Annotated in this window: 9 protein-coding genes; 3 read left to right on the top strand and 6 right to left on the bottom strand. The window is 62.1% G+C overall.

Features of this window, described 5'->3' with window-relative positions; all coding sequences use genetic code 11:
• Positions 1–68 precede the first annotated feature (68 nt).
• The 5 genes from AACH32_RS04330 to AACH32_RS04310 all read right to left on the bottom strand — a co-directional run bounded on the left by AACH32_RS04330 (position 69) and on the right by AACH32_RS04310 (position 7,502).
• The gene (locus AACH32_RS04330) at positions 69–935 is read right to left on the bottom strand and encodes a hypothetical protein (RefSeq protein ID WP_338605553.1); all 867 of its coding nucleotides are present in this window, start codon (positions 933–935) and stop codon (positions 69–71) included.
• A gap of 428 nt (positions 936–1,363) precedes the next feature.
• Positions 1,364–3,721 carry a tetratricopeptide repeat protein gene (locus AACH32_RS04325; protein ID WP_338605552.1) on the bottom strand — a complete coding sequence of 786 codons (2,358 nt, stop codon included), beginning with the start codon at positions 3,719–3,721 and terminating at the stop codon, positions 1,364–1,366.
• Between the two features lie 58 nt (positions 3,722–3,779).
• Positions 3,780–4,781: an HAD family hydrolase gene (locus AACH32_RS04320; protein WP_338605551.1), complete on the bottom strand. Its 1,002-nt coding sequence runs from the start codon at positions 4,779–4,781 to the stop codon at positions 3,780–3,782.
• A 146-nt stretch (positions 4,782–4,927) separates the two neighbouring features.
• Positions 4,928–5,704: a hypothetical protein gene (locus AACH32_RS04315; RefSeq protein ID WP_338605550.1), complete on the bottom strand. Its 777-nt coding sequence runs from the start codon at positions 5,702–5,704 to the stop codon at positions 4,928–4,930.
• 187 nt (positions 5,705–5,891) lie between these two features.
• A complete protein-coding gene (locus tag AACH32_RS04310; RefSeq protein ID WP_350341558.1) occupies positions 5,892–7,502 on the bottom strand; it encodes an arylsulfatase in 1,611 nt (536 codons plus the stop codon).
• A gap of 363 nt (positions 7,503–7,865) precedes the next feature.
• On the opposite strand from AACH32_RS04310, the gene AACH32_RS04305 reads away from it, so the two are divergent.
• Positions 7,866–8,786 carry a LysR family transcriptional regulator gene (locus AACH32_RS04305; RefSeq protein WP_338605548.1) on the top strand — a complete coding sequence of 307 codons (921 nt, stop codon included), beginning with the start codon at positions 7,866–7,868 and terminating at the stop codon, positions 8,784–8,786.
• Positions 8,787–8,928: 142 nt separating this feature from the next.
• Here the strand turns inward: AACH32_RS04305 and AACH32_RS04300 are convergent, their stop codons facing one another.
• Positions 8,929–9,366 carry a hypothetical protein gene (locus tag AACH32_RS04300; RefSeq protein ID WP_338605547.1) on the bottom strand — a complete coding sequence of 146 codons (438 nt, stop codon included), beginning with the start codon at positions 9,364–9,366 and terminating at the stop codon, positions 8,929–8,931.
• Positions 9,367–9,854: 488 nt separating this feature from the next.
• Here AACH32_RS04300 and AACH32_RS04295 point away from each other — a divergent pair, with 488 nt between their 5' ends.
• Both AACH32_RS04295 and AACH32_RS04290 read left to right on the top strand, forming a co-directional pair.
• Positions 9,855–11,723 (top strand): TRAP transporter permease, encoded by a 1,869-nt coding sequence (locus AACH32_RS04295; protein ID WP_338605546.1) that lies wholly within the window; start codon positions 9,855–9,857, stop codon positions 11,721–11,723.
• A gap of 12 nt (positions 11,724–11,735) precedes the next feature.
• Positions 11,736–12,752 (top strand): TAXI family TRAP transporter solute-binding subunit, encoded by a 1,017-nt coding sequence (locus AACH32_RS04290; RefSeq protein WP_338605545.1) that lies wholly within the window; start codon positions 11,736–11,738, stop codon positions 12,750–12,752.
• The last annotated feature ends 10 nt before the right edge of the window (positions 12,753–12,762 follow it).

The following is a 12,762-nucleotide window of genomic DNA, read 5'->3' as shown; positions in this document are numbered from 1 at the left end:
CCGGGGAAGCCAAGGGCCTCCCTGGCGCATTCAAGCAGATCGCTATTCAGGAAAATTCTCTTGAAGTCCTAGAAAAGCGACGGTATGACCGGAGTTATGACGAATTTGATCAGATAGTCCCGCCCCCAGGTGTCCTCCTGCACCACGCTGTAATCGTATTCCACGCCGATACGCACCGGCAGCCTGCCCAAGCGCAGGGTTTTGAAGACTCCCAGGCCCACTGGCACGTTGTAGCGGTTGTCCGAGTCGGCCATCCAGTTGGCGCTCAGGACCGGGGAGCCGCCCACCTGCCAGCCGTTCGCGAAGTTCAGGAAATAAAACACCTGCAGGGCCGAAAAATTGACGTTGTCGCGATCCTCCTGGCCGGCCACGGACCACCATTGCTGGTACAGGGCCCCCAGGACGTATTTTTTCTGCAAGGTGGCCACCGCGAAGGCCGGGCCCACCGACCACTTGCCGGAACCCAAGACGCTGGGGCTGGCGCTGGGGAAGCTGGAGGTGAAGCCTCCGGCCCACACAACGCCGTTGGGCAGACTCTTGCCGATGAGGCCCAAATACTGAATGTCGCCCAGGCCGGAATCCTCGTCCCAGCTGAAGGAGCTTGTGTTGAAATAAGGCTGTTGGAAAACCACGGGGATGGTGGGGCGGTTCACGTAGATCCAGTTGTTGCCCAGGTCCACTGGCATCACCGGTCTGAACTGCCACACCGCCTGCAGTTCATCACCGCCCGCGTCGCCTCCGTAATACTGAAAATCGAACTCGTTGTTGATGCTCCACAAAGAGGTCAGGGGGTTGTTGAGTTCATTGGAGACCTGGTCCAGACTCATTTGTTCGTGGGGGGCCGCTTTTTCCTCGGCCCCCGCGGGCCCGGCCAACACCACCGCCAGGAGCGCAAACCACAACACCACACCAGTTTTTACCAGCATGCGAGACATTACATGTTCTCCCTATGAGCAGGTTCGTCTATTCGGTTTTCAATAATCTGGGATCAGGGGACTCGCCAAGTTATGCGGGGGGAGGGCTGAGGACAGGAAACCCACAGCCCTGGGCCCCTCATGATTGTGTAACGAGCCTAATTAATTTTATGGATCACTAGCAAGAGGAATGTTGGGCGCATTGATTCTGGGAGCAGCCTTGACCGCCGTAAGCGCCGGGAGGTTTCCCTCGTAATTACCCGCACCTGGCCATGAAACGAGGCCTGGGTCCGGCCGGGCGAGAATATGGGCTGGAAATTTTTCGCCCCCAAAGCGCCATGAACCGCCGCTGGAGGCCGGTTTTGCGCCAGTACAGGGACCGCGGTGGCAACCGCCAGGACCTCACGCGGCGGGACCTGCCCCGGCCGGGCAGGCCCGAGGCGATCCGGCTATTTGCTCCCCTGATTCAGCCGGGCGGCCATGGCCTGCAGCCTCCTCTGGTCGCCGGGCGACATCCCCTTGTGCTCCAGCGCCTTTTGCACCACCTGCCGGGCGGCCGGGAACTCGCCGGACTTGCTCAGCATGTCCGCCCACAGCAAATAGGCGTCGGCATAGGTCGGCCAGCGCCGGGTGAGCGAATCGAGCACCTCGGCCGCGCCCCGGCGATCGCCGTTTTGCTGCTGGAGAAAGGCCAGGGTGTAGCCGTAGCGGGGGTTGGGTTGCAGCTCGTAGGCCTTGCGGCAGAACTCCAGGCCCTGTTTGGGATCGCGCTTGTACACCAGCAAACCCAGGTTGTAGGCCGCCTGGGCCATCTGGGGATCGGCCTTCAGGGCGGCGCGCAGCGACCGCTCCGCCTTTTGGGTGCTGCCCTCCTCGGCTTGCAACAGGCCCATGTTGAAGTTGGCCGCCGCGCTGTCCGGGGATATTTCCAAGGCCTTGGCAAGCTGCGCCTTGGCTTGTTGGGCGTCCCCCTGGCGGATGTAGGCCATGGCCAGGTTGACCCTGGGGACCAGGGCTTGCGGCTCCAGGGCCAGGGCCTCCTGGTAGGCGGGCACGGCCTTGTGGGTCACGCCGCGCTCCAGGTAGTAGTTGCCCAGGTTGTAATAGGCGTGCCAGGTATCGGGCCGGGCCATCAGGGAGGCCAGCAACTCCTGGGTCGCGGCGTTCAGGGCCTTTTCCCGCTCCGGCGGGAGGCTTGCCATCCGGTAGCTGGTCAGGCTCTGGGCGGCGCGGATGCGCACCAGGCGGCGCGGGTCGTCCAGGGCCTGGAAGAGCACCTGGGCCGCCGGAGCGGTGCGGTAGTCGGCCAAGGCGGCCAGGGCCGAGGAGCGCACCAGGGGCGAGGGGTCCGTTGCCGCCTTGAGCAACACCGGCCACTTGCTCTGGTCCGGGCAGGCCACGAGCAGGCGGACCAGGGAAGCGGAGAACACCGCGTCCCGCTGCGGGCTGTTTATATAGGCCAGGATCTCTGGCAGGCGCGACCAGTCCCGCTGGCGCGCCGCCTTAACGAGGGCGGCCCGGCGCAGCACCGGCGCCTGGTAGTCGTCCTTGTGCCAGGCGCGCACCTTGGCATCGGCCCAGGCCGCGTCCTTGTCCTTGTGGCACATATTGCAGGCGTTGGGCGATTTGAACTTGAGCGTGGCCGCCGGGGTGGGCGGCAGCATGGAGTGGTCGCTGCGGTGCATGCCCGCGAAGCTGGTCATGGGCATGTGGCAGGAGATGCACTGGCTGCCCGGCGTGCCGGCCTTATGGCGGCTGTGGGCGGCGGCTTCCTTCACCCGTTCGGCGTGACAGGGCAGGCAGGCCTGGTTGGGGTCCTTCTTTTGGCGGAAACGCCCGCTGGAGGTGTGGCAATGGGTGCAGCCCAGCTTGCCGGCTATTACGCAGGGGCTCATCAGGGCGGAGGTAAAGGTGTAGTTTTCGCCCAGATCCCGGCCGTCGGGGTAATAGTCGCTGTGCTCGAAAAGCGCCAGGTCGTAGTGGTCCCAGAAGTTGTCGCCCGGCATGAAGCTCTGGGTGAGGGGAACCGCCTTGGCGTGGCAGGTGGAGCAGGTGGCGTTGTTCTGCTCGGGAGTGAAGTCGCGGCCGCCCCGGGTAATCTCCAGATCCTTGGGCACCGTGCCCTTGGGGGCCGCCTGGCAAACCTTCACGTGGGCCTCGCCCGGCCCGTGGCAGGTTTCGCAGTTGATGCCCGGCTCCTTCCAGGTGGTGTGGTAGGCGCGGGTCTCGGGGTCGTAGTTCAGGGAATACTGGCTGACGTGGCAACCGTGGCAGGAGGTGTTGAAAGTGTAGGAGGAATCGCGCCAGTCCACCGGCTGGTCGCCGGCGTGGCGGATGCCGCTCTTGGCCGTATCGAACCAGGCCTTCTTGTTGAGGTCGTAGGCCACCGGCAGGGTCTGCAGGCGCCCCTTGTCCATGGGCGTCAGGAAGTAGAAGATGTTCTTGCCGCCCAGAGCGTGCTTGATGGAATAGCGCTTCTCGCCTTGGGCGGTCTTTTCCAACACCCACCCCTGGCCGGGGCCTATTTGGGCTTGGTAGCTCGCCTTGAGGATGACCAGGGGGGCCGGTTGGGGTGTAAGGTTCTTGGCGGCAAAGGCGTCGCTGTAGTCCTGCATGGCCGTGCCGTGATGGGAAGGCGCCCAGAGCTGGTAGAACCGCTCGTGACACTCGCGGCAGCTCTGGCTGCCGGTGTAGGCCCCTTGGGAGAGGATGGCGGCCTGCTTGGCCGGACAGACGCCCCAGCCCAAGACCACGGTGGACGCCAGCAACCCGACCAAGACAACCGCCCGGTGTATTCTACGGCTCAAAACGGCCTCCTCGTGCCCTTACAACCCTTGCGCAAGCAACCCCGCCCTCATGCTACTACTATTTGGCCGTGGGGTACACCTGGGCGAAATCGTTCTTCATGCTGATGAGGAGCCAGCCGTTTTTCTTGGCCATGTCCAGCCCCTTGTCCAGACGCCCCATGTCCGACTTGCGGTCGTAGGCGAACTCCCGCGTCGCGTCGTCATGATGCACCAGCATCATCAGGCGCGCCCCAGTGCCGGAGGCGGCGAATTGCAACATGGGCAGGTCGCCGTCGGAGTTGCCCACCGCCATGATGGGTCGCTGGCCGATCTGCAACTCGATGTTCTCCGGCTTGCCCGGGCCGTCGTCGATGCTGTTGATCTCGGGCAGCTTGATCACTTCGGCCTTGCCGTCCTTGAACTCAAACTTGCTCTTGAGGCTGGAGCCGATCACTTGGTACGACGGGATGCCGTAGGCGTGCAGGGAGAAGGCGCGGATGAAGTCCACCCCGCCGCCGGAGACGATGAAGGTCTTGAAGCCGTTGTCCCTTAGGTAGGCCAGCAGCTCGACCATGGGCTGATAGATCATCTGCACGAAAAGCATGTGCTTGACGGGATTGCGCGCGGTCTTCAGCCAGGCGGCGGAAAGCTCCTGCATCTGCTGGGCGGTGATGCCGGCGTGGGTCAGGGCCGCCAACTCCAGGATGCCCTTGTGCCCCATTTTCATCAGCTTGGCTTTGTCGCCGGCCAGGGCCGCCTGCACCGCGGGGTTGTTTTTCCACTCGGGATGCCGGGGGGCCAACTCCCTAATCCGCTCCAGGACGAAAAACAGCTGCACGTACATCGGCTGCTCGGACCACAGGGTGCCGTCGTTGTCAAAGGTAGCGATGCGATCCCGGGGCGCCACGTAATCCGGCCCGCCCTCGCGGGTGACCTTGTCCACAAAGGTGATGATGGCCTGCTTGGCGGCGCCGTCCCGCCAGGAAGGCAGAGGGTCGCCCGCGGCCAAGCAGGGAACCGCCGCCAACACCATGAACGCCACAATAATTGCGATTAAGCTGAACGACCATTTGGATTGCATGGTTTCCTCCGCAAAACTATTGACCGCCGCACGGACACCGGACCCTCCTGGGCGCTCGGTGCCGCCGGCGTGAAAAAACATGAGGGGAAGGGCTGCCTCTCAAGATCTAGGGGCCGTACGCGGCCCCGGGGGGTTGCTCAGGTCCGTCAGTTGGTGAACTGCAGGTTGAGTCCCGCTAAAATCTGCCACTCCGGCCAGCCGGCGCCCTCGTCGATCACCGACACCTGGGGCTCCACGAAAATATTGAACACCGTCTTGCCGGATTTTATTACCTTGCCCACGCCCGCCCCCAGGGGAACGTCGTAGTCGCCATTTTCAAAGTTGTAGACCCAGATCGGCGCCGAACGCAGGTACCAGCCATTGCCGAGTTGGTACATGGCAAAGGGCTGGAAGGCGCCGGTGTTCACGTTGCTGCGGTCGTCGTTGCCCGCGAAACTGGCCTGCCAGGTGAGCAGGTAGCCGTATTGGAGACGCCGCGAGCTGGCGTTGAACAGCACGTTGGCCACGCCGGCCGACCATTTCTCCGAGCCCAACTCGTCCTTGGTGGCGGTGGGCACCGTGAGCTGAGGACCGATACCGAAACTTATCGCCGGGTTGCCGATGTCGATCAGATAAGCGGCGAAGATGTTGAAATCCCCCAAGCCGGTCTCATGGCCCCCGTCCATCAGGTTGGGGTAGGTGTTCACCGGCAGGGAGGCCCGCATGATCCAGTTGGTCTTGGCCACCGAAAACGGCTGGGCAAAGCGCACCCAGAACTGGTTGGCGTCCTCACCGGTCTCGGTCACCCGTCCGATGTAGTAGTTCTGAAAATTGAGCGCGGTCATGTTGGCCAGGGGGTTGTTGGCCTGGGCCGCGGCATCGGCGGCCGACTGGGCGCTGTCCCCCGCTTCGGCGGCGCCTGCGGCCAGCGGAAGGCCCAGCAAGGCAACTAAAACAAGACAGACGGTTGCAGCACACCATTTCATACCGGCACCACCTTTGTTGGGGCTTTTTCAGCCACGCCTGGAGCCCGGCCGCCCTATGGGGGCCGCCGCCTATCGATTCTTATGATAGCAAGAGCGCCCCCCCAAGGGGGCGCTCTCTGTTTTCAGGTGATCCGTGCTGGGCCGCTTAGTTGCCCGTAGGCATGGGGATGGTGAACCCGTCCTTGGCCAACGAATCGCGGATGTACTTGAAGTTCTGGTACTTGCTCAGGGTTACGGGACCGGCGTAACTCTCGCTCTGCAGCTTGCGCGGGGGGTACTTGATGTAGGTCTTCATCAACGCGGTAATCGCATCGTTGAAGGTCACCATGGTCCAGGTGCGCTCGGTCCAGTTGGTCATGAACAGGTCGTAACGCTCCTGGGGGTCCTGGTACAGGTCGAACAACTGGGGAACCGTGGCCACGTACTTCTCCTGGCCCTTCCAGCCCAGGTTGGTGTCCACCGCCAGGCCGCCGGTGGCCTGTCCGTCGTCGCCGCGCAGGTTGAACACGGCCTTGTAGTTGTTCGCGCGCACCGCGCCGGGGGTCAGCTCGTTCTCGGTGAAGTAGAACCAGGTGGTGCGGGCCGACTTGCCGGTGCCGAACAGCACCGGGGTCATATCGTGGCTGTCGAAGATGATGGGCTGGCCCTCGCGGTCCTTGCTGGGCAGCTCGATGCCCGCCAGCTTGGCGAAGGTGGCCATGAAGTCCAGGCCGCCCAGGATGTCGTAGTTGCGCACCCCGGCCTTGATCTTGCCGGGCATGATCGCGATGGCCGGCACCCGATTGCCGCCCTCACGCACCGTGCCCTTGGTTCCCCGGAAGGGGGTGTAGCCCGCGTCGGGATACACGTCCTGCCAGGCGCCGTTGTCGGTAGTCCAGAAGACCAGGGTGTTCTTGTCCAGGCCCAGGGCCTTCAGCTTGTCCACGAGGTGGCCGATGCGGGCGTCTAGCTCCACGATGGAGTCGGCGTACTTGGTCTTGGAAAGGGACTTGTGCTTGAACTCGGGCGCCGGCAGGTTGGGCTGGTGCACCTTCATGAAGTTCACGTTGATGAAGAAGGGCTTGTCGGACTTGGCCGCCTTCTCCAGGAACTCCAGGCCCGCCTGCTCAACATATTTGTCCAGGAAGGGAATGCCCACCAGGCCCTTTTCCGGGGTGTCCACGTACTCGCCGTTGACCTTCCAGTCCTGCTTGGGCTTCTGGCCGGCGTCGCCCGTCAGCGCGCCCTTGGTCACCTTGTCGAACATGGCCCTAAGCTTGGGGTCCATGTCCGGGAACCAATTGGGATCACCGTAGGTGTAGGCGTTGAGGTGGTACAGCAGGCAATACTTCATGTGGTCGTAGCCCTGGGCGTTGGGCAGGGCGTAGTCCGCCTCGCCCAGGTGCCACTTGCCGGTGAAGTAGGTCTCATAGCCGGCGGTCTTGAGCACCGAGGCCAGGGTCCACTCCGCCGCGGGCAGGCCGCCGCCCTGGCCCTGGAAGGCCACGGTGGTCATGCCGCTGCGGTTGGGGATGCGCCCGGTCTGCATGGCCGCGCGGCCCGGGGTGCAGCTGGGCTGGGCGTAGAAGGAGAAGAAGGTCATGCCCTCGTCCGCCATGCGGTCCAGGTTGGGGGTGGGCATGCCGCGGCCCTCGCCGCCACCATAGACGCCGATGTCACCATAGCCGGTGTCATCGGAGACGATTAACAGGATGTTGGGTTTCTTGGCCGCCATGGCCGGCGAGGCCAAAAAGGCCAGGCCCACCATGAGGGCCATGAGCCATATGAAAATCGTTTTGCCGGATAGCAATCGCATCAAAAAACCTCCGTTTTGCCTGCCGCTCTAAAGGGTAAGAATTTGCCAAGGTCATGTGATTGGGGGCAGGCGGCCCACAGACTGCCTGCTAGCTTTTTTTAGAACAAACTGCCTGAAGGTGACCTGATAATATTATAGGGAGATTGCAGGGCTGCTTGCAATAAACACCGGAGATATCGTTTCAAATTATAAAACCGTGCCCCCGGTAACACCAAGCCACCTAACTAGTTTACATTAATGCATAACAGCAACTATTCCCAACAGGGCGGCGTGGCGGCGGCCGGTTTTGATGCAAAATAGTTTTGGCCACGATATAATTTTTGCATGGACAGTTTAAAATCCTTGTACTACGCCCTGGCCCTGGATCAGCACCGTAATTTCACGGCGGCCGCCCGCGATCTGGGAATCTCGCAGCCCGCCTTGTCCCGGGCCATACAAAAGCTGGAAAAAGACCTGGGGGTGCCGCTGTTTGACCGCAAGAAAACGGAAGTCACCCCCACACCCTTTGGCGAGACCTATCTGGGCCGCGCGGCCAACATCTTGGGACAGTTGCAGGAGGCCGAACGGGAGCTCCACATGATGCGCGGCATGAAGATAGGCACCCTGCGCGTGGGGTTCGGGCCGGTTTACGTGGCCAGCCTGGCCGGGCCGGCGGTGGGCCGCTTCGTGGCCGACTATCCCCAAATAAAACTGCGCATAAGCACCGGGGGGTGGACCGGCTTGACCCAAAGGATGCAATCCGGTGAGCTGGATTTGTATGTGGGCGAAACCTCCGCCCTGGAGGATTGTGCCGAGTACAAGGTAATTCCCTTGAGCACCCAATCGGGGGTGTTTTTTTGTCGCCCGGACCACCCCCTGCTGGAGACGGCCCCGGCGCGGGTCGAGGATTTGGCCGCCTATCCCCTGGCCACCCTGCAGCTACCCACGCGCGCGAAGATTTTTTTGCAAGACATGGTGCAAGTGGAAAAGTCGGCCGAAGGTGTCGTGGTCGCCAGACCGGCGATAGAGTGCGAAGATCTCTTCCTGACCAAAATGGTGGTGGCCAACAGCCTGGCCGTCGGACTGGCCACCCAAAATGTCTTGCGCTCCGATTTCGAGGCCGGGACCTTGCGGGAGCTGACGGTGCGGGGGAATCGCCTGGCCACCCAGGGAGGGGTGGTTGTCCGCAGGGGAGTCACCATTTCTCCCTCGGCTCAAGCCTTCATCAACTACCTATCGGAGAGTGACCGCCAGTTAGGCAGATAACAACCCTCCTAAGGCCCGATGACTCGCGCCGTTAGGGCGGATTTCGCATCGCACAAAAAGACCGGGATTGCGCCGCCCAGTGGCTGTACGCAATCCCGGCCGATTCTTTTAAGCGCTAAAGGGACAGGTCAGATGGGCGCGCTTACTTCTTGAATTTGATCTTCATGCCGCCGGGGGCCAGGGTCAGGCGCGCGGCGTCCTGCACGGCCTTCAGGTTCATCTTCACGCCAGCGTCGTTGACCAGCTGGGAAACGGCAACACCCTTGCCCAAGGCCGCGCCGGCCTGGACCGAAGAGTAGTTACCTTCGAAGTCGGAGAGCTTCTTCAGGTTGTACACCTCGCCCTTGGCTTCCACGTCGCCCATGCCCAGGTCCAGCAAGCTGAGGCCCTCGATGCTGAACTTGTAGGTTTTGCCTTTGTAGGTGAGGGTGCCGTCACCCCAGGTGACGCCCACGCCGACCGCCACGTTATGGGTTTTGAACGCCACCGTTCCATCGGGTTTGTCGGCCGCCTGGGCCATGAAGGGCACGGCCAGGGCCATCACTGCGATCAGCGCAAAAACCAGTACGCTCTTTTTCATAGACTTTTCCATCCTTTGTACCTACTAAGTGGTAATTACTCAGCCCAACATGAAAAGCTGGGACTTAGAAAACGTTGTTTTAGAGATTTACCCCCAACAAGACGCACGACCTCTCAGGCGGTGTCGGTTAATCCAAACCGTCCGGCAGGCAAGATTATGTCACTATTTAACGTCATTTTCACTCGCTAGTAAAACAAAAAATACAACTCTTCGCCCTCCTCGGCGGGGCAACGGCGACCATGTGCAAACGTAAGCGATTTTCCCGTTGACAAACGAATATGATAATTGGTAACCCATTACCCATAAGGAATTGACCGAAAGGAATTGACCGATGCGGCAGAGGGTGGCTTGTCTCGTTCAACAAGTTCACGACAGGGCCACACCTGGTTCACACAGCCTTTTTGAGCTCCGCCCGCCCTCGCCAGGCCGCGCCGGGTCGCTTGTCATCGCGCAATCACCATGCCGACCACCTGTAGTAGGGAGCCGCCTTGACTCGTAACATTGAAATCATCTTGAATCTGTTGTGCGCGGGAATGGCCTTGTTCGCGGTCGTGGTGGCTGCCATCGGTGTTTTCGACATGGTGGTGGTCTCCGGACTGACCGTGCTTGTGGCCCTGCTTATCTGCTTTCTGCGCCTGGAGCATGATCCAGACAAAAAGTCACCCCACCAGATCCTTCTAGCCCTGCATTTCCTGCTCGGGCTGTTTTTGATCTACATTTTCTGGGAGTGGGGCGTGGTGATGTTCGAGCAGGAGGTGAACATCATCACCATCAGTCCGGGGCAAAGCGCCCTGGGCTGGGTGGCCATCGCCTTGACTTGCTATCTTTCCTACCGATACTTCGGCATCCCCATGCTGCTGGTGGTGCTGGCCTCGGGCGCTTATCTGCTTCTGCCGCCCACCCTGTTGGGGGCCGGCGTGGGCTGGCGACACGCGGTGGAAAACCTGTGGTTCTCCACGGACGGGGTCTTCGGCCGGCCGGTGGAGGTGGTAAGCCGCACCGTGCTGGTGTTCATCGTTTTCGGCGCGGTCTTGCAGCGCTCCGGCGCGGGCGAGGTGTTGCTTAAAATCGCCCTGGCCGCCACGGGCCGCTTTGCCGGCGGGCCCGCCCACGCCGCCGTGACCGCCTCGGCCCTGTTCGGCTCCCTTTCGGGCACCGCGGTGGCCAACGTGGTCTCCACCGGGGTGTTCACCATCCCCATCATCAAAAAGGTCGGATTCAAGCCCAGCTTCGCGGGCGGAGTGGAGGCGGCGGCTTCCACCGGAGGGCAGATCATGCCTCCGGTCATGGGAGTGGTGGCCTTTCTCATGGCCGACATCACCGGCATCCCCTATCTGAAGATCATCGTGGCCGCCCTTATCCCCTCGCTCATGTACTACTCTTCGTTGTTCGTGGTGGTGTTCATCGAGGCCAAGCGCATGGGGATCGAGGCGTTGCCCAAGAACGAGCGGATCAAGCTGACCCGCGACGACATGGTCAAAAGCCTGGCCCTGGTGGTGCCCCTGGGGGTGATCATCGCGGTGCTCATCACGGGCCGCACCGCCCAGAACGCAGGGTTCTACGCCCTGATCAGCGCCTTCGTGTTCAGCCTGGTGCTGTTCCCGGAATTCCGGCGCCCCGAAAAATGGTGGCGCGCCCTGGTGGATTCCGGCAAGACCTGCGCCGTTTTGATGATTATCGTCAGCGCCATCGGCTTCGTCATCGGGGTGATCAACATGACCGGCATCGGCCTCATGTTCGCCGAGGCGGTGCTGTCGGTGGCCTCCAGCAACATTTGGCTGGCCCTGGTGTTCGTCATGCTCTCCTGCCTGGTCATGGGCATGGGGGTGCCCACCGGCGCGGCCTACCTGATGATCGCCATCGTGCTGGGCCCGGTGTTGCACAAGCTGGGGCTCTCGTTGATGGCGGCCCATTTGTTCGTGGTGTATTTCGGGGTGCTCAGCGTGGTCACCCCGCCGGTGGCCCTGGCGGCCTTCGCCGCCGCGCCCATCGCGGAGGCCAACCCCATGGAGACCGGCTTCCAGGCCACCCGCCTGGCCATCGCCGGGTTCATCATCCCCTATCTGTTCGCCTTCCATCCCGACATCCTGTTGGTGGTCGGCGACCTCAGCCTGATCGGCCTGGCCTGGGCCCTGTGCATTTTCGTGTTGTCAACCTGGGGCATCGCCACCGCTCTGGGAGGCTGGGAGTGGAACAAGCTGCCTATATGGCAACGCGCCCTGCGCTTGCTGGCGGCTATATTGCTGATCGTCCCCGGCGTGGCCTCCGGCCTCATGGGCGGAGGGCTGCTGGCGATGTGTCTGTTGCTGAACGTGCAGGCTATTCGTAGGCTGCGTCAACCATCAATGCAATCCTGAAGGAGGGGCGGCATGAGCAGGAAAAACCTATCGCGAGCGTTGTTAACCGGAGCCTTGCTCCTGACCCTGGCCATCCCGGCCCAGGCGGCCAAAACCCTCAAGATGGCCACCATCGCCCCGGGATCGTCGGCCTATCTGACCATGACCACCATGGCCACCATGATCAACCAGGCCCAGGACCAGTTGCAGATCAAGGTGGACGCCACCGGCGCGGCCACCAAGCACATGATCGACGTGGCCAAGGGCAAAATCGATCTATGCATGACCAACCCCAACATCTACGCCTTCATGAAGAACCAGAAGGCCATGTACAAAAAGCTCAAGGACGCCCCGGCCCTGGCCAAGGACTTGCGCCTGCTTTTCTGGTTCCCCTACGGTCAATACCACTTCGTGACCTATGCCGACGCGGGCATCAAGCAGCTCAAGGACATGAAGGGCAAGCGGGTTTTCCTGGGCCCCCCCGGCGGCGGCGCCTGGGCCGCGGCGCGTGAATGGGTGGCCGCCGTTACCGGCATGGAGCCCAACAAGGATTTCGACAACGTCAAGGGTTCCTGGTCCTCGGCCTTCCAGGGCTTCCAGGACCGCCAGTTCGACGTGTACGTGGCCGGAGGCATCGCGCCCTTCCCCACGGTGGAGCAGCTTTCCCTCACCAACAAGCTGCACCTGCTGGGCCTGACCAAGGCCGAGTATGACGCCAACCCGGCGGCCATCAAGGTGACCACCAAGACGGGCCGCGAGTTGGGCATCATCCCCGCGGGCATCTACGGCAAGGGAGTGGACAACACCACGGACGTCTACACCCTGGGCTCCATCGTGGGCGTTTGTGTGAACCAGAAGATGGACGAAGCCACCGCCTACGAAGTCGTCAAGCTGTTCTGGGAACAGGCCAAGAAGAACACCAAGACCCACCCCTGGCTCAAGCACTTGACCATGCAATACGCGGTGCGCGCCGGCGGCATGCAGCTGCATCCCGGCGCGGCCAAGTATTACAAGGAGCAGGGGATCAAGATTCCCGCCGGATCCGAATAGACCCGATTCC

The organism is Desulfoferula mesophila (assembly GCF_037076455.1).
GTDB classification, from domain to species: domain Bacteria; phylum Desulfobacterota; class Desulfarculia; order Desulfarculales; family Desulfarculaceae; genus Desulfoferula; species Desulfoferula mesophila.
Note: the sequence above shows the minus strand (reverse complement) of the source record. Positions and strands in the feature narration are given on the sequence as shown.